Here is a 23205-nt window from a genome sequence, read left to right as displayed (position 1 = left end):
TTTTACAATCCGACCCATTCTATGAAACACCCCTCGCCACGCCGTGCTGCGTCTGGTGCGGTGCTGGCCTCGGTGCTGATGGCGCCCTGGGCCGGAGCTGCCCTGGCGCAGACACCCTCGCTTGACGCGCCTGCCCCTGCCGCAGCTATCCAGGCGGTCCAGGCCCGCCAGTTCACCCTTGCCAACGGCATGACCCTGATCGTCAAGCCCGACCGGCGTGCCCCGACGGCGGTCCAGATGCTCTGGGTGCGGGTCGGCTCCTTCGACGAGGTCGACGGCACCTCGGGCGTGGCGCACGTGCTCGAGCACATGATGTTCAAGGGCACCAGGACGCTCAAGCCCGGCGAGTTCTCGCGCCGGGTCGCCGCCCTGGGCGGGCGCGAGAACGCCTTCACCACGCGCGACTACACCGGCTACTACCAGCAGATCCCGGCCGACAAGCTGGAGCAGGTGATGTCGCTGGAATCCGACCGCTTCGCCAACAACCAGTGGGCCGACGAAGAATTCAAGCGCGAGATCGAGGTCGTCAAGGAGGAGCGCCGCCTGCGCACCGACGACCAGCCGCGCGCCCTGCTCGGCGAGCAGCAGAACGCCGCCATCTTCACCGCCTCGCCCTACCACCGCCCCATCGTCGGGTGGATGAGCGACCTCGACGCCATGACGCCGGGCGACGCGCGCGCCTTCTTCCAGCGCTGGTACGTGCCTGCGAACGCGGCGGTCGTGGTGGCGGGCGATGTCGATGTGGAGCGCGTGCGCGCCCTGGCCGAAAAATACTACGGCCGAATTCCGAGCCGCGCCGTGCCCGAGCGCAAGCCGCGCATCGAGCCGCCGCAGCGCGGCATCCGGCGCCTCGACTTCAAGGCGCCGGCCGAGCAGGCCTACGTCTCGCTGGCTTTCCGCGCACCGCAGATCCCGGCCACCGACCAGTTCGACGGCGCGAGCGATGCCTATGCACTGACGGTGCTGTCCGCCGTGCTCGACGGCTATCCCGGCGCCCGTCTCGACCGCGCGCTCACGCAGGGACCGGGCCGCGTGGCCGACTCCGCCGGCGCGTACGCGGGCTTCGTCGGCCGCGGCCCGCAGATCTTCGTGCTCGACGGCGTGCCTGCCGCCGGCAAGACGCCGGAAACCGTCGAGGCCGCGCTGCGCGAGCAGGTGGCCAAGATCGCCCGCGAGGGCATAGGCGCGGCCGAGCTGGCGCGCGTCAAGACCCAGTGGACGGCCAGCGAGACCTACAAGCTCGACTCGGTAATGGCACAGGCGCGCGAGCTCGGCAGCCACTGGGTCCAGGGCCTGCCGCTCGACGCCAGCGCACGCATCATCGCGCGCCTGCAGAAGGTGACGGCCGAAGAGGTGCAGGCGGTGGCCGCGAAATACTTCGGCGACGACCAGCTGACCGTAGCGACCCTGCGGCCGCTGCCGCCCGACCCCCAACGCCGCGCGCGCGGCCCTGCGGCGCCTGCGGGCGACCTGCGTTGAAGAACCGGAACGGCCCACCATGCTGAGCTTGAAGAACACCCGAACCCTCCTGTGCCTGGCGTACCTCGCGCTGACCGGCGCTGCCGCGCATGCGGCCGTGCCGATCGAGCACTGGACGCTGCCCAGCGGCGCCAAGGTCTACCTCGCTGCCACCGATGCCCTGCCCATCGTCGACGTGCAGATCGATTTCGATGCCGGCAGCCGGCGCGACCCGCCGGCGCAGTCCGGGCTGGCCGGCGTGACTGCCGGCATGGTCGAGAAGGGCATCCGCGCCAGCGGGCGTCCCGTCGCCGGGCCGCCCCAAGGCGGGACAGCCCCCTCGGGGGGCAGCGAGGACACGCCAGTGCCGAGCGTGGGGGCCTATGAATCGGCGATGGACCAGAACGCCCTGGGCGAGGCCTGGGCCGACCTGGGCGCGGACTTCGACGCCAGCGCCGGGTCGGACCGCATGAGCTTCTCGTTGCGCACGTTGTCCGAGCCGGCGTTGCTGCAGAAGGCAGTGCAACTCGCGGCGCGCGAGATTGGCGAGCCGGCCTTCCCCGAAGACGTGTGGCAGCGCGAGCGCGAGCGCCTGGACGCTTCGATCCGCGAAGCCAACACCAAGCCCGCAACCCTGGCAGCGCGCACCTTCTCGCAGAACGTATACGGCGACCATCCCTATGGGCTGGACACGACCGAGGCCACTTTGGCGCGCATCGACACGGCTGCCATGCGCCAGCGCTACGAGCAGCTGATCCAGCCCTGCCGCGCCAAGCTCAGCATCGTCGGCGCCGTCACGCGCGCGCAGGCCGAGACGATCGCGAACACGCTGCTGTCGCGCCTGCCAGTGGCTGCGGGCGGCTGCGCCGCGCTGCCCCCCGTTCCCGAGGTGGCGCCGCTCGTTGCCGCCAAGGACGTGCGCCTGCCGTTCGACTCGGCCCAGGCCCATGTCTGGATCGGCCAGCCCGGCTATGCCCGCCGCGACCCGGACCATTTCGCGCTCACCGTCGGCAACTACATCCTCGGCGGCGGCGGCTTCGTCTCCCGACTGACCGAGCAGGTGCGCGAAAAGCGTGGCCTCGCATACAGCGTCTACAGCACCTTCTCGCCGGGGCTGCACGCGGGCGCGTTCCGCATCGGCTTCCAGACTCGGCCCGACCAGGCGGACGAGGCCGTCAAGGTCTCACGCGAGGTGCTCGCCAGGTTCGTCGCCCAAGGCCCGACCGCGGCCGAGCTCAAGGCCGCCAAGGACAACCTGATCGGCGGCTTTCCGCTGCTGCTCGACAGCAACCGCAAGCTGCTCGGGAACGTGGCCAACATCGCGTGGAACGACCTCCCGCTCGACTACCTCGAGACCTGGACCGCGCGCATGAACGCCGTCACCGCAGCCGATGTCAAGGCCGCCTTCGCGCGCAAGCTGCAGCCTGATCGCATGGTCACGGTGGTGGTCGGCGGAAAGCCTTGAAGGCGCTGCCGTCGCCTGGCTACCATCCTCGACTCACGGCGCAAACAAGGAGCGACAACATGACGATGGATGTGGTGGACTGCGAAAAGCATGGGGCCGAAACGCGGTTCGTCGAGCGCGATGAATAAGCGGACACCTACCCGCAGCGGCGGCGCGAAGCCGGCCCCCAGGCCGGCCGCTGCGCTGCGCAACGAGGTCCGCATCATCGGTGGCCAATGGAAACGCACGCGCCTGGCGGTGGCGGACAAGGCGGGCCTGCGTCCCACGCCCGACCGCGTCCGCGAGACTCTCTTCAACTGGCTCGCCAGTCTTGCTGGAGCCGGCGGCGGCGAGCTGCCCGGCTGGCATTGCATCGACGCCTTCGCAGGCACGGGTGCGCTCGGCTTCGAAGCGGCCTCGCGGGGCGCAGCCTCCGTGCTGCTGTGCGAGCAGGACGCAGAGCTGGTCGCGCAATTGCAGGGATTGAAAGCAAAGCTGAAAGCCGATGCCGTGCGCATCGAGCGAGGCAATGGCGTCACCGCGCTCGAGCGCGCCGCGCCTGGCAGTCTGCATGCGGTGTTCCTCGATCCACCCTTCGAGAACTCCGCGCTCTACGCGCCCGCCCTCCGCGCCGCCGCACGCGCATTGCTGCCCCAAGGCGTGGCCTACCTCGAAGCGGCGCGTCGCTGGCCCGATGAAGAACTCGCGGCGTTGGGCCTCGGTTTGTTCCGATATCTCAAGGCCGGCGCAGTGCATGCGCATCTCTTGGTACTCGAGTCTGACAGCGCTGCATAATCCGCCGGAACCGGCCGCATCGGCTGCACAGGAGGAAGCAACCATGTCCAGCAATGTGATCGCGGTGTACCCCGGCACTTTCGACCCCATCACGCTCGGCCACGAAGACGTGGTGCGCCGGGCGACCCAGCTGTTCTCCAAGGTCATCGTCGCAGTGGCGGCAGGGCATCACAAGAAAACGCTTTTCACGTTGCAGGAGCGCATCGACATGGCACGCAGTGCGGTGGCGCCTTTCAGCGACCAGGTCTCGGTGGAAAGCTTTTCGGGCCTGTTGCGCGACTTCGTCGTGGCGCGCGGCGGCAAGGCCATGGTGCGCGGCCTGCGCGCCGTGACCGACTTCGACTACGAGTTCCAGCTCGCCGGCATGAACCGCTCGCTGATGCCCGATGTCGAGACCGTGTTCCTCACGCCCAGCGACAAGTACCAGTTCATCTCCAGCACCTTCGTGCGCGAGATCGCGGTGCTCGGTGGCGAGGTCGACAAGTTCGTCTCGCCCAACGTGCAGAACAACCTGATGGCCAAGGTGCGCAGCCTGGGCCGCGAATGACGCACGGGCCGCGCCTGCACGCGCTGGGCGACGCGGCGTTGCTGTGCGAGCTGCCGCCGCCCGCGACGCTGGCGCAGCAGCAACAGATCTGGGCGCTGGCGAACGAAGCCCTGCAGTGGCGCGGCGTGCACGAAGTGCTGCCGGGCATGAACAACCTGAGCCTGCTCTTCGACCCCGAAGAAGTCGATGCCGCCGAGCTCGAGATGCAGGTGCTGTCGGCCTGGCCGCAGCTGGCGGGAATGGCGATCGAAGGACGCGAGATCCGCATCCCCGTGGCCTATGGAGGCGAGGCGGGTCCCGACCTGGGCGACGTGGCGGCGCACACCGGGCTGGCGCCGGCGGAGGTGGTGCGGCGCCACAGCGGCGCCGATTATGTGGTCTACCTGCTCGGCTTCCTGCCGGGCTTCGCTTTCATGGGCGGCTTGCCGCCGGAACTGGCGACCCCACGGCGTTCGGAGCCCCGGGTTGCGGTGCCGGCCCGCTCGGTCGGCATCGGCGGGGCGCAGACCGGCATCTATCCGCTGGTCTCGCCCGGCGGCTGGCAGCTCATCGGCCGCACCTCGCTCGAGCTCTTCGATCCGCGCGCCGCCGAGCCCACGCTGCTGCGCCCCGGTGACCGGGTGCGCTTCGTCGTCGAAAGTGCCGAACTGTGAGTGCCGCGGGTGCGCTCACGGTGCTGCGCCCTGGTCTTCTGGCCTCCGTGCAGGACCTCGGGCGCTACGGGCACCGGCAGCAGGGCATTTGTCCGGGCGGGGCGCTCGACGCGCTGGGGCTCGCGCTGGCGAATCGGCTGGTGGGCAACAGCGACGGCGCGGCCGGCCTCGAGCTCACCCTCGGCGGCTGCGAGATCCGCTTCGAGACGCCCACCCGCATCGCGCTGACGGGCGACGACTTCGGCGCCCGGCTCGATGGCGCGCCGCTGTGGCCCTGCTGGAGCTTCCCGGTGCAGCCCGGCCAGGTGCTCCGGCTCGGGCCCGCGAACGAATGGAGCGCGAAGACCGGCCTGCGCAGCTGGCTCGCCGTGGCCGGCGGCATCGACGTGCCGCCGGTCATCGGGTCGCGCAGCACCGACCTCAAGGCGGGCTTCGGCGGCCATCTGGGTCGTGCGCTGAAGAAGGGCGACCGCCTGCCGCTGGGCGTCTCGGGCGTCGACGCTGCCCGCCTGGCGCGCCGCGCCTTCGGTTTGCGCGCGCCCGCGTGGGAGCCGGACGAGGAGGGCGCGATGGTCCTGCGGGTCATGCCCGGCCCCGAGTTCGAACAGTTCACCGTCGCTGCGCGCGAGCAGCTGTGGGGCGCATCCTGGCGCATCACGCCGCAGAGCAACCGCATGGGCAATCGGCTCGATGGGCCCGAGCTCAAGCGCAAGCGCAGCACGGACATGCTGTCCTCCGCCGTGATCCCCGGCACGATCCAGGTGCCGCCCTCGGGGCAGCCGATCATCCTGATGGGCGACGCCCAGACCACCGGCGGCTATCCGCGCATCGGCGTCGTGATCCGCGCCGATCTCTGGAAGCTTGCACGGGCGCCGCTCAACGGTCGCCTGCGCCTCGCGCAGGTGGATGCCGCGGCGGCCCTGCAGGCCTGGACCGAGCAGCGGCGGTACCTGGCGCAGGTCGGGCAAGCCCTGGCCGCTGCGGGGTGGCCGGTGCCGGCGCACAATCCGGCCGAAGGAGAAAGCCACCATGCGGATTGACCTCAACGCCGACCTCGGCGAGGGCTGCGACAACGACGAGGCACTGCTCAAGCTCGTGAGCTCGGCCAACATCGCCTGCGGCTGGCATGCGGGCGACGCGAGGACCATGCGCCAGTGTGTGCGATGGGCGCTGGACAACGGCGTCGCCATCGGTGCCCACCCCAGCTTCCCGGACCGCGAGAACTTCGGCCGCAGCGAGATGCATCTGCCGCCCGAGGAGATCGTCGCTGGCGTGCTTTACCAGGTCGGCGCGCTGGCGGCCCTCGTCAAGGCAGAGGGGGGCACGCTGGCGCATGTCAAGGCGCATGGCGCGCTCTACAACCAGGCGGTGAAGGACCCGGTGCTCGCCGAGGCACTGTGCGAAGCCGTGCGCCGCTTCGACCCCGGCCTGCGCTTCTTCGGCCTTGCCGGCAGCGGCATGATCGGCGCTGCCGAACGCGCGGGGCTGGAGCCGGTCGAAGAGGTGTTCGCCGACCGCGGCTACATGCCCGACGGCAGCCTGGTGCCGCGCAGCCGGCCCGGCGCGCTGATCGAGGACGAAGAGCAGTCGCTGGCCCAGACGCTGTCGCTGGTGCGTGATCACCGCGTGACCGCGATCGACGGCACGGTGGTGAGTGTCAACGCGCAGACCGTGTGCTTGCACGGCGACGGCGCGCATGCGCTGGCTTTTGCGCGCCGCATCCGCGAGCGCCTCGAGAGTGAAGGCATCACCGTCGCTGCGACGGCCTGAGCGTCCGAGCCGCCTGTGGCGAACGTGCTGCTCACGGGCTTCGAGCCCTTCGACAAGGATGCGTTGAACCCCTCGTGGGAAGCCGTGCGCGCACTTCAAGGCTGGCGCTGCGAAGGCGCCACGGTGCAAGCCCGCCGCATCTCGTGTGTGTTCGGCGTTGCGCTGCAGGAGCTCGACGCTGCCATCGACGCGTTGCAGCCGCAGCTAGTGATCGCTGTCGGCCAGGCCGGCGGGCGCAGCGAGATCACGCCCGAGCGCGTGGCGATCAACGTCGACGACGGCCGCATCTGCGACAACGCAGGCTGCCAGCCCATCGACATCCCGGTGGTGGCGGGCGCACCGGCGGCCTACTTCTCGACGCTGCCGATCAAGGCGATGGTGCGCGACCTGCGCGCAGCCGGCATACCCGCCGCGGTCTCGAACAGCGCCGGCACCTTCGTCTGCAATCACCTCTTCTTCGGCCTCATGCACCGCATCGCGACACGGCCGGCCGGAACGGGCGTGCGCGCGGGATTCATCCACATCCCTTTCCAGCCCGAGCAGGCGGCGCGCCTTCCGGGCGCGCCGAGCATGGCGCTCGACACCGTCATCGCCGCGCTGCGCATCGCCGTTGCCACGGCGGTGGCGGTGCGCGAGGACGTGCGCGAGACCGGCGGCCAACTGAGCTAGGACTTGAATTCTTCCGCGGCGATGCCGAGCTTGCGCAGCTTGTCGTGCAGCGTCTGCCGCGCGATCGACAGCGCCTGGGCCGTGGCAGGCTGGTCCCCCTGGTGCTTGCGCAGCGTTTCGACGATCACCGCCCGCTCGAACGACTCCACCTGCTGCGGCAGGCCGCGCGGCAGCGCCGGCATCCCTTCGGCGGTGCCGCGTGCCTGCGTCAGGCGCTCGCCCAGCAGGCCCAGCACGAATCGGTCGGCCACGTTGCGCAGCTCGCGCACGTTGCCGGGCCAGGCGTAGGCCATCAGGTCGGCGATCTGAGCGCCGCTCAGGATCGGCGCCACGCGCCCGTGGCGCCCAGCCGCCAGCAGCGTGAAGTGCTCGAACAGCAGCGGGATGTCCTCCCGCCGCTCGCGCAGCGGCGGCAGCTCGATGAAGGCGACGCCGACGCGGTAGTACAGGTCGGCCCTGAACATCTGCCGGTCGCTCAGGTCCTTGAGGTCTTCCTTGCTCGCGGCCACCACGCGGCAGTCGAAGGGGATCGCCCGGTTGGAGCCGATGCGCTCGATCGAGCGCTCCTGCAGGGCACGCAACAGCTTGATCTGCACCGCCATCGGCATGCTCTCGATCTCGTCGAGGAACAGCGTGCCGCCATGGGCGTACTCGAACTTGCCGACCCGCACGCGGTTGGCGCTGGTGAAGGCCCCCGCCTCGTGGCCGAACAACTCGCTCTCGGCCAGCGACTCGGGCAAGCCACCGCAGTTGAGCGGCACGAAATGCTGGCGGCGGCGTTCGCTGTGCTCGTGCAGGCAGCGGGCGACGAGCTCCTTGCCGGTCCCGGTCTCCCCGTAGATCAGCACATCGGCCGAGGTCTCGGCCAGCGTCATCACGGTGCGGCGCACCTGCTGCATCTGCGCCGAGCGGCCGATCAGCACCGCCTGGATGCCATGCCAGTTCTCCAGTGCGTCGCGCAGCGCGCGCACCTGCAGCGCGAGCTGCCGCCGTTCGATGGCGTGGCGCACGATGGCCACCAGCCGCTCGGAGCTGAAAGGCTTCTCGATGAAGTCGTAGGCGCCCTCGCGCATGGCCTGCACCGCCATGGCGATGTGGCCGTGGCCGGTGACCAGGATGACGGGCAGTTCGGCATCGACGTTGCGCAGCTCGAGCAGCCATTCGGTGCCGCTCAGGCCCGGCAGGCGCACGTCGCAGACCACGATAGCCGGCACGCCGAAGCGGATGTGCGCACGCGCGCGCTCCGCGCTCGCAAAGGCTTCGACCTCGAAGCCGGCCAGGGCCAGCATCTGCGTCGTGCTGAGCCGGACGTCCTCGTCGTCCTCGACCAGCAGCACGCGAATGGAAGGGGCATCGCTCACTTGTTGATCACTCCTTCCAGCTGCGGGCTGGCAACGTTGTGGATGGCAGCCGGCAAATCGACGACGAAGCACGCGCCGCCTTCCGGCAGGTTGGCCGCACGCAGCGTGCCGTCCATGGCACGTACCAGCTGTGCCGAAATGACGAGGCCCAGGCCCAGCCCGGTGCCCGCCGGCTTGCTGGTGACGAAGGGCTCGAACAGGCGCGCCAGGATGCCCGGTGCAATGCCGGGGCCGGTGTCGCTCACGCGCAGCATCACGCGGCCCTCGAGCGCTCTCGCCTCGAGCCGCAGCGTGCGCCGAGGCGAGTCGTGCATGGCGTCGATGGCGTTGCGCATCAGGTTGACGAGCACGCTGCCGAGTGCAGCCTCCTCGGCCACCACGGCCAGGTTGGCGGGCTGCACGTCGATGTCGATCGCCACGCCGTTCTTCTTCGAAGCCGTCGAGACGATGAGCTGCGCATCCGCGACCGCAGGTGCCAGCGCCACCGGCGCGAGCTGCAGTTCGCTCTTGTGCGCGAAGGTCTTGAGCTGCGAGGTGAGGCGTGCCAGGCGGTCGACCATGCCTCGGATCCGGTGCAGGTTGCCGCGCACGTCGTCGAAGCGGCTCTTGTCGAGCAGGATGGCGGCGCTCTCCGACAGCGTGCGCATGGCCGTGAGAGGCTGGTTGAGCTCGTGCACCACGCCGGCCGACATCTGGCCGAGCGCGGCCATCTTGCCGGCATGCACCAGCTCGCCCTGGGCTGCGCGCAGCTGCGCGGTGCGCGCGACCACGGTCGATTCGAGGCTGTCGTGCGCCGCCTGCAGCGCAGCCTGGTTGGCCAGCTTCTGGCGCACGGCGCGGCGCCGCTGCCACAGCGTGACGGCGATCAGCAGCAGCACTGCCATGGCCAGGCTCGCGGTGATGGCCGCGTAACGCGCGCCCACGCGCATCGGCGCCAGGTCGTCGAGCACCACCAGCTGCCACGGCGCCCCGCGCAGCGCGCGCGTGGAGGCGAGCTGGTCCACGCCGTCGAGCGTGATGATCTGCACGCCGCCTGCCAGTGCTTCCTTCTGCGTCCACCGCAGCGGCTCCAGGGCGGCCTGGCCATAGGGGCGGGAGCGCTGCACCTCTGCGCGCTGCAACGACTCCAGCGCCCGCAGCGGACGGAACTTCAGGTCGTCGCGGGTGGCGAGGATCACCACGCCGCGCTGATCGATCAACATCACGTTTCCCGGCAGCAGGCGCCAGGCGCGCTCGGATTCCTCGAGGTTGATCTTGACCGCCACCACGCCGCGCGCCGGCTCGTCACGGCGCAGCGCGTACGACAGGTAGTAGCCCGGCTTGCGACTGGTGATGCCGACGCCGTAGAAGCGGCCCCTGCCTTGGCGCAGCGCATCGATCACGTAGGGCCGGAACGAGAGGTCCTGGCCGACGGTGGTGCCCGGCCGGTCCCAGTCGGAGGCGGCCAGCGAGGTGCCGGCGGCATCCAGCACATAGAGCATCTCGGCGCCCGCGGTGGCGTTGACGCCGTCGAGATAGCGGTTGACCGCATCGCGCAGGCCCGCATCCGACGGGGCGCCGAGCAGCGCCGGGACGATGGGTGTCATCTCCAGCAGCGCGGGGAGGTACTCGAAGCGGGCCAGGTCGGCATCGAGCCCGGTCGCCAGCATGTCGAGCCGATGCGCGGCCGCCTCGCGCAGCCGAGCCAGGCCGTTCTGCAGGGCGAGCTGATGGCCGGCGACTGCTGCCAGGGCCACCAGTGCCAGCGCGCCGCACCAGCGCGGCAGGCCGCGCCAGCGCCTCGGGGTCGCAGAAGGTACTTCGAAGCGCCGGGCCGGCTCCGATGGATTCATGAAGCCGTTATTGCACAAGGCCGCGTGGGCCGCATCGGTGCCTGCCCGGTGGCGCGCGTTGCGCAGTTCAGCCAGATCCCATGCGCGATCAGGCATAGCGCAGTTCGCCGGTCTTCCCGCGGAAGACCCGGTAGGAGAACACGGTGTACCCCACGATGGCCGGCACCGAGATGCAGGCGCCTATCAGGATCACCTTGAGCGCCGGCGCGCTGCTCGCGGCCTGCCAGATCGTGAGTTGGCCGATCACCACGTAGGGAAAGATGCTGTAGGCCAGCCCCAGGAAGCCGAGCACGAACACCAGGATGAGCAGCACGAAAGGCAGCCAGCACAGCGGCCCGCGCACCATGCGCGTGTCCAGCAGGCTGCGCACTGCGAGCAGCGCCACGCCGGTCATGAGCGGAATGGCGGCCAGTGCCAGGATTCCGGGCAGCGCGAACCAGCGCTCGCGCACCTCGGGGCTGACCCAGGGCGTGGCCATCGAGATCAGCAGCATGCCGGCGACCATCGGTGCCCAGGCGGTGCGTGCCCATTGCACGGCGCGCTCCTGCAGCGCGCCCTCGGTCTTCATGACGAGCCAGGTCGCGCCCATCAGCACATAGGCCATCGGCAGTGCCAGCGCGATGGCCGCGGCGAACACCGGGTAGTTCCAGCCGGCGCCGAAGCCGCTGACGTAGCGCCCGAGCATCCAGCCCTGCGCCATCGAGGCCAGCGTGGAGCCGGCGAAGAAGAGCCGGTCCCAGGTGCGCTTGTGGCTGTCGCGCGCCTTCACGCGGAAGTCGAAGGCCACGCCGCGCAGCATCAGGCCGACGAGCATCAGCGCCACCGGCAGGTAGAGCTCGCCGAGCACCAGGCCATGCGCCTTGGGGAAGGCGACCAGCAGGATGCCCACGCCCAGCACCAGCCAGGTCTCGTTGGCGTCCCAGAAGGGCCCGATGGAGGCGACCATCACGTCCTTCTCGGCGTCGGTGGCGCGGTGCATGAGCATGCCCACGCCGAGGTCGTAGCCGTCGCTGACCACGTAGACCAGCATCGACACGCCCATCAGCACCATGAAGATCACCGGCAGCGCGGCGTCGAAGCTCATCGCGGTCATGCCCGGCCTCCCTCGATTGCGGGTGAAGTGATGGGAGTGATGGCGGTGATCGCGCCCGCAGGCGTCGCCGCGCGCTCTGCGGCTTCGCCCGCCAGCACCTCCTCGGGCTTCTCGGCCATGTACTTGAGCACCGCGACGTAGGCCACGATGAGCGCAAGGTAGAGCGCGACATAGAGCGCCAGCGTGAGCCCGATCATCGCGGACGGTACCTTCGACACCACGTCCGCCGTGCGCACCAGGCCGTAGACGATGTAGGGCTGGCGGCCGATCTCGGTGACGTACCAGCCCGCCACCGTGGCCACCCAGCCCGAGAAGGTCATCCCCGCGAACAGCCACAGCAGTGCGCGCGGCAGCAGCGCCGGCTGCCATCGCGCACGGCGATACGACCACCAGCCCAGCCAGCTCGTGGCCAGCATCAGCATGCCCACGCCGACCATGATGCGAAAGGCGAAGAACATCGGCAGCGGCGGCGGATGCGCACCGGCGAAGTCGTTGAGCCCGCGGATCTCGCCATCGGCCTCGTGCGTGAGGATCAGGCTCGCGACCTTCGGCACCGCGACCTCGAAGCGGTTGCTGCGCGACTCGGCATCCGGAAGCGCGAACAGCAGCAGCGGCACGCCGCGCGCGGTCTCCCACACGCCTTCCATCGCGGCGATCTTGGCGGGCTGGTGCTTCAGCGTGTTGAGCCCATGCATGTCGCCCACCACGATCTGCAGCGGGATCGCCACCGCTGCCAGCGTGAGCCCCACGCGCATCACGCGTGCCGCGCTGCGCTGTCCCACGCCGCGCAGCACCTGCCAGGCCGACAGGCCGATCAGCAGGAAGGCGCAGGTCAGCGCCGAGGCCAGCAGCATGTGCGCGAAGCGGTACGGGAACGAAGGGTTGAACACCACCGCCACCCAGCTCGCGACATGGAACTCGCCGTCCACGATCTCGTGGCCCGCGGGCGTCTGCATCCACGAGTTGAGCGCCAGGATCCAGAAGGCCGAGAGCGTGGTGCCGAAGGCCACCATGAAGGTCGACAGCAGGTGGACGCGCTCGCCCACCTTGCCGTGGCCGAAGAGCATCACTCCGAGAAAGCCCGCTTCCAGGAAGAAGGCCGTGAGCACCTCGTAGCCCAGCAGCGGCCCCGCCACGTTGCCCACCCGCTCCATGAAGCCCGGCCAGTTGGTGCCGAACTGGAAGCTCATGGTGATGCCGCTGACCACGCCGAGTGCGAAGCTCAGCGCGAACACCTTGGTCCAGAAACGGTAGGCGTCGAGCCAGCCTTGCGCCAGCACGGCGTCGGCGCGGCGCGCACGCAGCCAGCGCCAGCGCAGGAACAGCAGCAGCCAGCCCAGGGCGATGCTGATCGTGGGAAACAGGATGTGGAAGGTGATGTTGGCCGCGAACTGCATGCGGGCGAGGATCAGGGCATCCATCAGGTTCCTTTGGTGCCGGCGGCGGCGCGGCGGCCGCCGGCGTGGGTCATGGCTTCGCCGTGCCGCCCTGCTTCAGCGCTTCCGACATGCCGATGAGCACGCCGCTGACCAGGGTCGAGTAGCTGTCGATGAGCGCCTGCGAAGCGCGCAGACCCATCTCGCGGCCGTCGCGCAGGCTCTTCTGCGTGTCTTCCACCAGTTGCTCGAGCGCCGCGCTGGCGCGCGCGCCGGTGCCGGTGCTCTTCGGCTGCATCGCCTCGAAGACACCGCTCCACGGACCGTCGGCCGGCGCCGCCTTGCGTACGCTGGCGAACAGCGTCTCCTCCATCTTCTCGAGGTCGGCGAGCGCCTTCTTGAGCTGCGTCTCGCGCAGGTTCGCGCCCTGGTCGACCAGCTGCTGCAGCGCGCGCTGGTTGGCCAGCACCGCCTGCTCCATCGCGCCATCCATGCCGGCAAAGGCCTTCGTCAGCAGCGCCTCGACATCGGGCGTGGGCAACTTGCTGCCGGCAGCGCCCGCCGAGGCCGCCTCGGTGACCGTGCCCAGCACCTGCCGAATGTTCGCCAGCGTGAGCTCGCGGCCCTGCAGCGCCTTGAGCGTGGCCTCGTGCACCGCCTTGCGCACGGCCTCGCCTTGCCTGGCGGAGGCTTCCGCGAACTGGTTGATCAATGCGGCCTGATCGATGCCATTCTTGAGGATCATGGTCGTCCGCTCATTGCATGTGCTGGCCGCCATTGATGGCGATGTTGGCACCGGTCACGAACGCCGCCTCTTCCGAGGCGAGGTAGATGATCAGGCCCGCCACTTCCTCGGGCTTGCCGAGGCGGCCGACGGGGATGTGCGGCAGGATCTTGCTGTCGAGCACCTCCTTCGGAATGGCCGTGACCATCTTCGTGCCGATGTAGCCGGGCGAGATGGTGTTCACGGTCACGCCCTTCTTTGCCACCTCCAGCGCCAGGGCCTTGGTGAAGCCATGCACACCCGCCTTGGCTGCCGAGTAGTTGGTCTGGCCGAAGGCGCCCTTGGAGCCGTTCACCGAAGACACGTTGATGACGCGGCCCCAGCCGCGGTCCACCATGCCGTCGGCCACCTGCTTGCTCATGTTGAACAGGCTGTCGAGGTTGGTGCGCAGCACCGCGTCCCAGTTGATGCGGTCCATCTTCTTGAAAGTCATGTCGCGCGTGATGCCGGCGTTGTTGACCAGCACGTCGACCGGGCCCAGTTGCTCCTGCACCTGCGACACGGCACTCGCGCACGAATCGAAGTCCGCCACGTCGCACGGCACGGCCACGATCTCGTAGCCGCGCTGCGCCATCTGCGCCACCCAGTCGGCGTGCGACTTGTTGCCCGGCGAATAGGTCACGGCGAGCTTGTAGCCCGCGTCGACCATCTTGGTGGAGATCGTTTCGCCCAGCCCACCCATGCCGCCGGTGACCAGGACCACCTTCTGCTGCTTCTCGCTCATCTGCTTTCTCCTTGTCATGAAATAAAAAGATCCTCTTGAACCACTGCGGGGTGCGCGTCAAGCACGCTCGACCGCCAGCGCGACGCCCATGCCGCCGCCGATGCACAGCGACGCCAGGCCCTTGTTGGCGCCGCGGCGGCGCATCTCGTGCAGCAGGGTCACCAGCACGCGGCAGCCGGAGGCGCCGATCGGATGGCCGATGGCGATGGCGCCGCCGTTGACGTTGATGCGGCTGGTGTCCCAGTCCATCTCGCGGTTCACCGCGCAGGCCTGCGCCGCGAAGGCCTCGTTGATCTCCATCAGGTCGAGGTCCTGCGCCTTCCAGCCGGCCTTCTTCAGTGCCAGCTGAGAGGCGGGCACGGGGCCCATGCCCATGAGCGACGGGTCGAGCCCGGCACTCGCATAGGCGCGGATCACCGCCAGCGGCTGCAGCCCGAGCGCGGCGGCGCGCGAGGCCGACATCACCAGCACCGCGGCAGCGCCGTCGTTCAGGCCCGAGGCATTGCCTGCCGTCACGGAGCCGGCCTTGTCGAACGCGGGGCGGAGCGCGGCGAGCGCATCGGCGTTGGTCTTGCGGTTCACGAACTCGTCGGCCGCGAACACGATCGGGTCGCCCTTCTTCTGCGAAATGCTGAAGGGCAGGATCTCGTCGTCGAAACGACCCGCGTCCTGCGCGGCGGCGGCCTTCTGCTGCGAGGCCAGCGCAAGCGCGTCCTGCATCTCGCGGCTGATGCCGTACTTCTTTGCCACGTTCTCGGCCGTGGTGCCCATGTGGTACTGGTTGTAGACGTCCCACAGGCCGTCGACGATCATGCTGTCGACCAGCTTCCAGTCGCCCATGCGCTGGCCGTTGCGCGAGTTGGGCAGCACGTGCGGCGCCGCGCTCATGTTCTCCTGGCCGCCGGCCACCACGATCTCGGCGTCGCCGCATTTCACGGCCTGCGCAGCGAGCATCACGGCCTTCAGGCCTGAACCGCACACCTTGTTGATGGTGAGCCCCGGCACGCCGATCGGCAGCCCCGCCTTGATGACCGTCTGCCGCGCCGGGTTCTGGCCCGATCCGGCTGCGAGCACCTGGCCCATGATCACCTCGGACACGGCATCGCCCGGCACGCCGGCCTTGGCGAGGAGGCCCTTCACCACGTGCGCGCCCAGGTCCGGGGCGGCGGTGCCGGCGAGCGCGCCGCCGAACTTGCCGACCGCCGTGCGTTGCGCGGCCACGATCACGATCTCGTCTGACATAGAAATCTCCTTGGGGGTTGATGTGAAGGGAGGGCAGGTGGCCTGGGCTCAGGCCGCCTTTTCTTTGACATAGCGCCCGGGCGCGGGCTCGATCGCGGGGAATTCGGCGCTGCCCAATGCGCTGCGCGCGGCGACTTTTACGCCGGCATGCGCGGCGAGCCAGTCGCACCAGGCGGGCCACCAGCTGCCCTCGACGCTTTGCGCGCCGTCGAGCCACGCGCCGGCATCGGCAGCGAGATCACCGACCCAGTGGTTGCGCTTCTTCTTCGCGGGCGGGTTGATCACCCCGGCGATGTGGCCGCTGGCCCCGAGCACGAAGCGGGTTTCTCCGCCGAGCAGCCGCGTGCCGGCATAGGCGGTCTTCCACGGAACGATATGGTCTTCGCGCGAGGCGTAGACGAAGGCCGGCGCGTCGATGCGCGACAAGTCCACCGGCACCCCGCACTGCACCGTACCGCCCGGCTCGCGAAGCTTGTTCTCCAGGTAGGTGTTGCGCAGGTACCAGCAATACATGGGCCCCGGCAGGTTGGTGTCGTCGCCGTTCCAGTACAGCAGGTCGAAGGCCGGCGGCGCCTTGCCCTTGAGATAGCTGTTGACCACGTAGGGCCAGATGAGGTCGTTGGCGCGCAGCGCTGCGAACACGGTCGCGAGCTCGCGGCCCTTGAGAAGCCCGCCGCGGCCGATGGTCGCTTCGCGCGTGGCCACCATGGCTTCGTCGACCATGAGTCCGAGTTCGCCGGTGTCCGAGAAGTCGAGCATCGCCGTCAGCAGCGTGACGCTGGCGGCCGGCTTCTCGCCGCGCCCGGCTGCCACGGCAAGCGCGCTCGCGAGCAGCGTGCCGCCGATGCAGAAGCCCAGCGTGTTGACCTTGTCCGAACGCGCCACGCCGCGCGCGACCCCGAGCGCGCGCAGCACGCCCTGCTCGATGTAGTCGTCCCAGCGGAGATGGCCTTGCTCGGCCGAGACATTGCGCCACGACACGAGAAACACCGTGTGCCCTTGCGCCACCGCATGGGCGACCAGCGAGTTCGCCGGCTGCAGGTCGAGGATGTAGAACTTGTTGATGCAAGGCGGCACGATGACCAGCGGACGCTTGTGCACCTTCGCCGTGGACGGCGTGTATTGCACCAGCTGCATGAGCTCGTTCTCGAACACCACGCTGCCCGGGCTGGTCGCGACGTTGCGGCCGACCTCGAAGGCCTGATCGTCCGACATCGAGATACGGCCCTTCGCCAGGTCCGCAAGGAAGAGGGACGCGCCTTCGACCAGGCTCGCGCCGCCGCTGTCGAGCGCGGCCTGCATCGCCTCGGGGTTGGTGGTGAGGCAGTTGGCCGGGTTCATCGCATCGACCACCTGGCGCAGCGCAAAGTCCATCTGTGCCTTGGCGCGCACGTCGAAGGGCGCGGCCTCCAGTGCGCTGCGCATCCATGTGCCGAACTGGACATGGCCTTGCGACAGCCCCTGCTGCCAGGCTTGCAGCCACGCGTTCGCATCGAAATCGGGTGAAGGTCGGGTCATGGGCGTGGCTGCTCAATGCAGCTTGACGTGGGGTTCCGTGCGCCGCGTGATGAGTCGGGCGAGCGAGTCGAGAGAGACCTTGACGGTGCCGTGCAGCGCCAGCTCGTGCATCTTGTAGAGCGACATGTACATGAGCCGGGCGAAGAGCCCCTCGACCATCAGGCTGCCGCCGATCAGGCCACCCATCATGTTGCCCACGGTGCTGAACTCGCCGAGCGACACGAGCGAGCCGAAGTCCCGGTAGCGGTAGGGCTTGAGCGCCTTGCCGGCCATGCGCCGGCGGATCTGCGCGGCCACGTGCGAGGCCTGCTGGTGCGCCGCTTGCGCGCGTGGGGGCACCAGGCCACCCTTGCCGCCGTTGGCCTCGGGCCACTCGCAGGCCGCGCAATCGCCGATGGCGAAGATGTCTGCATCGCGTGTGGTCTGCAGTGTCGGCAGCACCGCGAGCTGGTTGCTGCGATTGGTCTCGAGCCCCGCGATGTCCTGCATGAAGTCGGCGGCCTTCACCCCTGCGGCCCAGACCACCAGCTCGGCCGGCAGCGTGCGGCCATCCGCCAGGCGAACGCCCTCGGGCAGCACCTCGGCCACCTTGGCGGAGGTGTGCACGTCCACGCCCAGCTTGCGCAGGAGCGCCTCGGTGGCCGCCGACATGCGCGGCGGCAGCGCGGGCAGCACGCGGTCGGCGGCCTCGATCACGCTGACCTGGATGTCCTTCTCGGCGTCCACGCGATCGAGCCCGTAGGCGATGACCTCGCGCGTGGTGCGATGCAGCTCGGCCGCCAGCTCGACGCCGGTCGCGCCCGCGCCGATGATCGCCACGTGCAGCTGCTCGGGCCGCAGCGGCGTGGTCTGCGCATGCGCCCGGATGCAGGCGTTGACCATGCGCTGGTGAAAGCGCTGGGCGTCCGCCTTCGACTCGAGCCGCAGCGCATGCTCGCGCACGCCGGGCGTGCCGAAGTCGTTGCTCAGGCTGCCGATGGCGACCACCAGCGTGTCATACCCGAAGGCGCGTGCCGGCGTGACCAGCCGGCCCTCGTCGTCGAGGTAGGGCGCAACGCGCACTTCGCGCTGCTCGCGGTCGATGCCCGTCAGCTCGCCGAGCCGGAAGCGGAAGCGGTGCCAGTGCGCCTGTGCGAGGTAGTCGACCTCGTGCGCGCTCATGTCCATGCTGCCGGAGGCGATCTCGTGCAGCTTGGGCTTCCACACGTGGGTGCGATGCTTGTCGACGAGCGTGACGTCCGCCATGCCGCGCTTGCCCAGCGTATCGCCGAGGCGGGTCGCCAGCTCCAGGCCGCCGGCGCCGCCGCCCACGATGACGACTCGGTGCCTCTGTACGGGATGGTTCATGGTCGGCTGCTCCGTACATGCATGGGAAGCATGGGAACCGCTTCAGCGCGCCGGCGCCACGGGCATGTGGGTTTCGACCTGGTCCAGCACGGCCTCGGGCGCGTCGGAATCGGCGGGCGCCTCGCTGTTCAGGACTTGCTTCATGCGGACCGTGTCGAGGTCATTGGTCCACTTGGCAACCACGACCGTGGCGACGCCGTTGCCGATCAGGTTCGTCAGTGCGCGCGCCTCCGACATGAAGCGGTCGATGCCCAGGATCAGCGCCAGCCCTGCCACCGGCACGTGCCCCACCGCCGACAGGGTGGCTGCCAGCACGATGAAGCCGCTGCCGGTCACGCCGGCCGCGCCCTTGGAGGTCAGCAGCAGCACCAGCAGCAGGGTGATCTGCTGCATCAAGGTCATGTCGGTGTTGGTGGCCTGGGCGATGAACACGGCCGCCATCGTCAGGTAGATCGAGGTGCCGTCGAGGTTGAAGGAGTAGCCGGTCGGGATGACCAGGCCGACCACCGACTTCTTGGCGCCCAGGTTCTCGAGCTTGGCCATCATGCGCGGCAGCACCGATTCGCTGGAGGACGTGCCCAGCACGATCAGCAGCTCCTCCTTGATGTACTTGATGAACTTCCAGATGCTGAAGCCATGCGCCCGCGCGATGCTGCCGAGAACCACGAAGATGAAGAGCAGGCAGGTGGCGTAGAAGGTTGCCATCAGCTGGCCCAGCTGCAGCAGCGAGCCGACGCCGTACTTGCCGATGGTGAACGCCATCGCACCGAAGGCACCGATGGGCGCCACCTTCATGATGTAGCCGACGATGACGAACAGCACGTGAGAGAACTTCTCGATGAAGTCGAACACCAGCGTGCCGCGCCCGCCGAACTTGTGCAGCGCGAAGCCGAACATCACGGCGAACAGCAGCACCTGCAGGATCTCGCCCTTGGCGAAGGCATCGACCACCGTGCTCGGAATCACGTGCAGCAGGAAGTCGACCGTACCCTGCATCTGTCCCGGCGCCGTATAGGCGGCGATCGCCTTGGTGTCGAGCTGGCTCACATCGATGTTCATGCCGGCACCCGGCCGCACGATGTTGATGATGAGGAGCCCGACCAGGAGGGCGATGCTGCTCACGATCTCGAAGTACAGCAGCGCCAGGCCACCGGTCTTGCCGACCTTCTTCATGTCTTCCATGCCGGCGATGCCGACCACCACGGTGCAGAAGATGATCGGCGCGATGATCATCTTGATCAGCTTGATGAAGCCGTCGCCCAGCGGCTTCATGGCCGCGCCGGTCTGCGGGTAGAAATGGCCCAGCAGAACGCCGACGACGATCGCGGTGATGACCTGGAAGTACAGGGACTTGTAGAAGGGCTTGGATACGGGTTGGTGGTCCACGAAGGTCTCCTAGAAAATTCAGGCGCCGCCGGCATGCGTCTGCCGGTCGGCGTGGTGCGGCCCATGGAGCACGGTGTCGTTCATCGTCGTGCCCTCAGGCTGCGCCTCGATGCGAGTGGGCATCGACCACCGCCAGCGCCGTCATGTTGACGATGCGGCGCACGGTGGACGACGGCGTCAGGATGTGCGCGGAGCGCGCAGCCCCCAGCAGGATGCCGCCTACCGTGATGCCGCTGCCGGCTGCCATGCGCAGCAGGTTGTAGGAGATGTTGGCCGCGTCCACGTTGGGCATGATGAGCACGTTGGCCTCGGTCTCCAGGGCCGAATCCGGGAACTCGTGATCGAGGATCGACTTCGACAGGGCTGCATCGCCTCGCATCTCGCCTTCGACCGCAAGCCGCGGATCGCTCGCCTTGATGAGCGCGAGGGCCTCGCGCATCTTCACGGCCGATGCCGCGTTCGAGCCGCCGAAGTTGGAGTGCGACAACAGCGCCACGCTCGGCGTGACACCGAAGCGGCGCACCTCTTCGGCGGCGAGCAGGGCGATCTCGGCGACCTGCGCCGCGTCGGGTTCGCGGTTGACGTGCGTGTCGCAGATGAAGAGCTGGCGGCCCGGCAGCATCAGCATCTGCATGGCGGCCAGCGTCCTGGTGCCGGGGCGCAGACCGATCACGTCGCGCACATGGCGCAGGTGATCGCCGTAGCTGCCCAGCGTGCCGCACAGCATGGCATCGGCGCGTCCCTGGCGCACCAGCATGGCTGCGAGCAGGGTGCCGCGGCTGCGCATCTCGGTCTGCGCCACCAGGCGCGAGACGCCCTCGCGCCGCTTGAGCTGGTAGTAGGCCTCGGCGGCATCGTCGTGCACGGCGGGGTCGAGCAGGTCAACGGCCTCGCAGTCGCTGCCCAGGGCCAGTCGCAGGCCGTACTGCGCGATGCGCTCGGCGATCACCTCGGGGCGGCCCAGCAGCAGCGGCCGCGCCAGGCCTTCGTCCACCACCACCTGCGCGGCACGCAGCACGCGCTCGTCCTCGCCCTCGGCGTAGACCACGCGCTTGGGCGACTGCTTGGCCGCCGCGAACAGCGGCTGCATGCTGGTGCCCGACTGGTAGACGAACTGCGAGAGACGCTGGCGGTAGGCCTTCATGTCGGCGATGGGCCGGGTCGCGACGCCGCTGTCGACCGCGGCTTGCGCCACCGCGGGCGCAACGGCCTCGATCAGGCGCGGGTCGAAGGGCTTGGGGATCAGGTACTCGCGACCGAAACGCAGGCCCAGGGCGCCGTAGGCCTGCGCCACCACTTCGGGGATCTCGGCATGCGCGAGCTCGGCGATGGCGCGCACGGCGGCAAGCTTCATCTCTTCGTTGATGGTGGTGGCACCCACGTCGAGCGCACCGCGGAAGATGAACGGGAAGCAGAGGACGTTGTTCACCTGGTTCGGATAGTCCGAGCGCCCGGTGCCGAGGATGGCGTCCGGCCGCACGGCCAGCGCATCCTCCGGACGGATCTCCGGCGTCGGGTTCGCCATCGCGAGGATGATCGGGTCGCGCGCCATCTCCTTGACCATGTCGGGCTTGAGCACGCCGCCGGCCGAGAGGCCGAGGAAGATGTCAGCGCCCCCGATCACGTCGGCCAGCTTGCGCGCCGCCGTGTCCTGCGCATAGCGGGCCTTGTTCGGGTCCATCTGCTCCTTGCGGCCGGTGTAGACCACGCCCACGCTGTCCGACACATAGATGTTGTGCATCGGCAGGCCGAGGCTCACGATCAGGTCGAGGCAGGCGAGGGCCGCCGCGCCCGCCCCCGACGCCACCAGCTTCACCTCGCGGATGTCCTTCTTCACATGCCGCAGCGCATTGAGGATGGCTGCGGCCGCGACGATGGCGGTGCCGTGCTGGTCGTCGTGGAAGACGGGGATCTTCATGCGCTCGCGCAGCTTCTTCTCGATGTAGAAGCACTCGGGTGCCTTGATGTCCTCGAGGTTGATCCCGCCGAAGGTCGGCTCCATGCGCGCGATGGTGTCGATGAGCGCATCGGGATCGGTCTCGTCGAGCTCGATGTCGAACACGTCGATGCCGGCGAACTTCTTGAACAGGCAGCCCTTGCCTTCCATCACCGGCTTGCCGGCCAGCGCGCCGATGTTGCCGAGTCCGAGCACTGCCGTGCCATTGGTGATGACCGCCACCAGGTTGGCGCGTGAAGTGAGGTTCATGGCCTCCGCCGGATCGCGGGCAATCTCCATGCAGGCGTCGGCCACGCCGGGCGAATAAGCGAGCGCGAGGTCGCGTTGCGTGGCCATCGGCTTGGTCGGGTTCACCGAGATCTTTCCGGGCGTGGGATAGCGGTGGTAGTCGAGGGCGGCTTCGCGCAGGTTGTCGGACATGAGACGGTCTCCGTGTGGCTGTAGAGGAATCAGTTCTGGGCGAGCGCGCAGGCCTCGCGCAGCCAGTCGTTCAGTCCGCACAGCAGGGCCTCCGGCTGGTCCGCGTGCACCCAGTGGCCGGCGTCGGCAATGCGCGCGAGCTCGGCGCCCGGAAACAGCGCCCGGATGCCCGGCAGGGATGCGGGCTGAAGGTAGTCGGACTCCGCGCCCGCGATGAAGAGCGCGGGTCCTTCGTAGCGGGCATCGCGCAGCGCCGCTGGAAAGTCGCACAGATCGCGCATGCACAGGCCGGTCGCGAGCAGGTTGAGGCGCCAGTCGAAGCGGTCGCGCTCCCGGCGCAGGTTCTGCATCAGGAAGTCGACCGGCGCGTGGGCGCCCAGGCTTTCGGCCAAGGCACGGCGGATCTCGCGGCTGGCGGCGCCGGCCACGTCGAGATTGCGCATGGCCGACACGTAGGAGGAGAACTGCCCCGTGTAGCTTTCCGGGGCGATGTCGATCACGGCCACGCCGGCCACGGCGTTCGGGTGCGAGAGCGCCAGCGTCATCGCCGTCTTGCCGCCCATGCTGTGGCCGACGACGAAGGGCCGCTGCAGCGCCTCCTGTTCGATGAGCGCGAGCACGTCGTGCGCCATCTCGGCGTACGACATGGATTCGGCCCAGGGCGAGGCGCCGTGGTTGCGCGCGTCGGGCAGGTAGACCCGGTACTCCGCAGCCAGCGACTGCGCGACATGGGTCCAGTTGCGCCCGGCACCGAACAGGCCGTGCAGGATCACGACCGGGGGACCGGACCCCAGGGCCTCGAAGGCGAGTTCCATCGGCATGTCGTCGG

20 protein-coding genes are annotated in these 23205 nt (G+C 69.1%); 8 read left to right on the top strand and 12 right to left on the bottom strand.

Annotation, left to right across the window (positions count from 1 at the left end; translation table 11 throughout):
- The first annotated feature begins 21 nt into the window (after positions 1-21).
- The 8 genes from G3W89_RS23480 to pcp all read left to right on the top strand — a co-directional run bounded on the left by G3W89_RS23480 (position 22) and on the right by pcp (position 7336).
- Positions 22-1479, top strand: a complete 1458-nt coding sequence (locus tag G3W89_RS23480) for a M16 family metallopeptidase (RefSeq protein ID WP_162576414.1) — start codon at positions 22-24, stop codon at positions 1477-1479.
- A 19-nt stretch (positions 1480-1498) separates the two neighbouring features.
- Positions 1499-2923, top strand: coding sequence for a M16 family metallopeptidase (locus G3W89_RS23475; RefSeq protein ID WP_162576413.1), 1425 nt, complete (start codon positions 1499-1501; stop codon positions 2921-2923).
- Positions 2924-3043: 120 nt separating this feature from the next.
- Complete coding sequence (locus G3W89_RS23470) at positions 3044-3697, top strand: RsmD family RNA methyltransferase (protein WP_162576412.1); 654 nt, start codon at positions 3044-3046, stop codon at positions 3695-3697.
- 43 nt (positions 3698-3740) lie between these two features.
- Complete coding sequence (gene coaD / locus G3W89_RS23465; protein WP_162576411.1) at positions 3741-4244, top strand: pantetheine-phosphate adenylyltransferase; 504 nt, start codon at positions 3741-3743, stop codon at positions 4242-4244.
- On the top strand, positions 4241-4897 hold the full coding sequence (pxpB, locus tag G3W89_RS23460) for a 5-oxoprolinase subunit PxpB (protein WP_162576410.1): 657 nt from the start codon (positions 4241-4243) through the stop codon (positions 4895-4897). The genes coaD and pxpB overlap by 4 nt, the downstream gene beginning before the upstream one ends.
- Positions 4894-5937, top strand: a complete 1044-nt coding sequence (locus G3W89_RS23455; protein ID WP_162576409.1) for a biotin-dependent carboxyltransferase family protein — start codon at positions 4894-4896, stop codon at positions 5935-5937. Before pxpB ends, G3W89_RS23455 begins: the two co-directional genes overlap by 4 nt.
- Positions 5927-6667 (top strand): 5-oxoprolinase subunit PxpA, encoded by a 741-nt coding sequence (pxpA, locus tag G3W89_RS23450; protein ID WP_162576408.1) that lies wholly within the window; start codon positions 5927-5929, stop codon positions 6665-6667. Before G3W89_RS23455 ends, pxpA begins: the two co-directional genes overlap by 11 nt.
- 15 nt (positions 6668-6682) lie before the next feature.
- Entirely contained in the window at positions 6683-7336 is a 654-nt protein-coding gene (pcp, locus tag G3W89_RS23445) for a pyroglutamyl-peptidase I (RefSeq protein ID WP_162576407.1), read from the top strand.
- On the opposite strand, the gene G3W89_RS23440 is transcribed toward pcp, so the two are convergent.
- From G3W89_RS23440 to G3W89_RS23385, 12 genes are all read right to left on the bottom strand, one after another.
- Positions 7333-8697, bottom strand: a complete 1365-nt coding sequence (locus G3W89_RS23440) for a sigma-54-dependent transcriptional regulator (RefSeq protein WP_162576406.1) — start codon at positions 8695-8697, stop codon at positions 7333-7335. The genes pcp and G3W89_RS23440 overlap by 4 nt on opposite strands.
- A complete protein-coding gene (locus tag G3W89_RS23435; protein WP_162577619.1) occupies positions 8694-10529 on the bottom strand; it encodes a sensor histidine kinase in 1836 nt (611 codons plus the stop codon). The genes G3W89_RS23440 and G3W89_RS23435 overlap by 4 nt, the downstream gene beginning before the upstream one ends.
- A gap of 88 nt (positions 10530-10617) precedes the next feature.
- Positions 10618-11613 (bottom strand): cytochrome d ubiquinol oxidase subunit II, encoded by a 996-nt coding sequence (locus tag G3W89_RS23430; protein ID WP_162577618.1) that lies wholly within the window; start codon positions 11611-11613, stop codon positions 10618-10620.
- 5 nt (positions 11614-11618) lie between these two features.
- Positions 11619-13043, bottom strand: coding sequence for a cytochrome ubiquinol oxidase subunit I (locus G3W89_RS23425; protein WP_162576405.1), 1425 nt, complete (start codon positions 13041-13043; stop codon positions 11619-11621).
- A gap of 46 nt (positions 13044-13089) precedes the next feature.
- Positions 13090-13743 (bottom strand): DUF6781 family protein, encoded by a 654-nt coding sequence (locus G3W89_RS23420; protein WP_162576404.1) that lies wholly within the window; start codon positions 13741-13743, stop codon positions 13090-13092.
- A gap of 10 nt (positions 13744-13753) precedes the next feature.
- Positions 13754-14506, bottom strand: coding sequence for an acetoacetyl-CoA reductase (gene phbB, locus G3W89_RS23415; RefSeq protein WP_162576403.1), 753 nt, complete (start codon positions 14504-14506; stop codon positions 13754-13756).
- 57 nt (positions 14507-14563) lie between these two features.
- Positions 14564-15748: an acetyl-CoA C-acetyltransferase gene (locus G3W89_RS23410; protein ID WP_162576402.1), complete on the bottom strand. Its 1185-nt coding sequence runs from the start codon at positions 15746-15748 to the stop codon at positions 14564-14566.
- Positions 15749-15796: 48 nt separating this feature from the next.
- Positions 15797-17266: a PHA/PHB synthase family protein gene (locus G3W89_RS23405; RefSeq protein ID WP_162576401.1), complete on the bottom strand. Its 1470-nt coding sequence runs from the start codon at positions 17264-17266 to the stop codon at positions 15797-15799.
- A gap of 12 nt (positions 17267-17278) precedes the next feature.
- Positions 17279-18613, bottom strand: coding sequence for an NAD(P)/FAD-dependent oxidoreductase (locus G3W89_RS23400; protein ID WP_162576400.1), 1335 nt, complete (start codon positions 18611-18613; stop codon positions 17279-17281).
- Between the two features lie 42 nt (positions 18614-18655).
- Positions 18656-19999 carry a dicarboxylate/amino acid:cation symporter gene (locus tag G3W89_RS23395; protein ID WP_162576399.1) on the bottom strand — a complete coding sequence of 448 codons (1344 nt, stop codon included), beginning with the start codon at positions 19997-19999 and terminating at the stop codon, positions 18656-18658.
- A 94-nt stretch (positions 20000-20093) separates the two neighbouring features.
- Positions 20094-22376, bottom strand: coding sequence for an NADP-dependent malic enzyme (locus tag G3W89_RS23390; RefSeq protein ID WP_162576398.1), 2283 nt, complete (start codon positions 22374-22376; stop codon positions 20094-20096).
- 29 nt (positions 22377-22405) lie between these two features.
- On the bottom strand, positions 22406-23197 hold the full coding sequence (locus tag G3W89_RS23385) for an alpha/beta fold hydrolase (RefSeq protein WP_162576397.1): 792 nt from the start codon (positions 23195-23197) through the stop codon (positions 22406-22408).
- Between the last annotated feature and the right edge of the window lie 8 nt (positions 23198-23205).

The organism is Variovorax sp. PBL-H6 (assembly GCF_901827155.1).
Taxonomy (GTDB): Bacteria; Pseudomonadota; Gammaproteobacteria; order Burkholderiales; family Burkholderiaceae_C; genus Variovorax.
This window is presented reverse-complemented; position numbering and strand designations above follow the sequence as displayed.

Bases quoted from the DNA above. Each gene is read 5' to 3' on its own strand.
- coaD (WP_162576411.1), top strand. From the start codon at position 3,741: ATGTCCAGCAATGTGATCGCGGTGTACCCCGGCACTTTCGACCCCATC.
- G3W89_RS23470 (WP_162576412.1), top strand. From the start codon at position 3,044: ATGAATAAGCGGACACCTACCCGCAGCGGCGGCGCGAAGCCGGCCCCC.
- phbB (WP_162576403.1), bottom strand. From the start codon at position 14,506: ATGAGCGAGAAGCAGCAGAAGGTGGTCCTGGTCACCGGCGGCATGGGT.
- G3W89_RS23430 (WP_162577618.1), bottom strand. From the start codon at position 11,613: ATGAGCTTCGACGCCGCGCTGCCGGTGATCTTCATGGTGCTGATGGGC.
- G3W89_RS23475 (WP_162576413.1), top strand. From the start codon at position 1,499: ATGCTGAGCTTGAAGAACACCCGAACCCTCCTGTGCCTGGCGTACCTC.
- G3W89_RS23410 (WP_162576402.1), bottom strand. From the start codon at position 15,748: ATGTCAGACGAGATCGTGATCGTGGCCGCGCAACGCACGGCGGTCGGC.
- G3W89_RS23385 (WP_162576397.1), bottom strand. From the start codon at position 23,197: ATGCCGATGGAACTCGCCTTCGAGGCCCTGGGGTCCGGTCCCCCGGTC.
- pxpB (WP_162576410.1), top strand. From the start codon at position 4,241: ATGACGCACGGGCCGCGCCTGCACGCGCTGGGCGACGCGGCGTTGCTG.
- G3W89_RS23400 (WP_162576400.1), bottom strand. From the start codon at position 18,613: ATGAACCATCCCGTACAGAGGCACCGAGTCGTCATCGTGGGCGGCGGC.
- G3W89_RS23480 (WP_162576414.1), top strand. From the start codon at position 22: ATGAAACACCCCTCGCCACGCCGTGCTGCGTCTGGTGCGGTGCTGGCC.
- G3W89_RS23425 (WP_162576405.1), bottom strand. From the start codon at position 13,043: ATGGATGCCCTGATCCTCGCCCGCATGCAGTTCGCGGCCAACATCACC.
- G3W89_RS23405 (WP_162576401.1), bottom strand. From the start codon at position 17,266: ATGACCCGACCTTCACCCGATTTCGATGCGAACGCGTGGCTGCAAGCC.
- G3W89_RS23420 (WP_162576404.1), bottom strand. From the start codon at position 13,743: ATGATCCTCAAGAATGGCATCGATCAGGCCGCATTGATCAACCAGTTC.
- G3W89_RS23435 (WP_162577619.1), bottom strand. From the start codon at position 10,529: ATGAATCCATCGGAGCCGGCCCGGCGCTTCGAAGTACCTTCTGCGACC.
- G3W89_RS23390 (WP_162576398.1), bottom strand. From the start codon at position 22,376: ATGTCCGACAACCTGCGCGAAGCCGCCCTCGACTACCACCGCTATCCC.
- pxpA (WP_162576408.1), top strand. From the start codon at position 5,927: ATGCGGATTGACCTCAACGCCGACCTCGGCGAGGGCTGCGACAACGAC.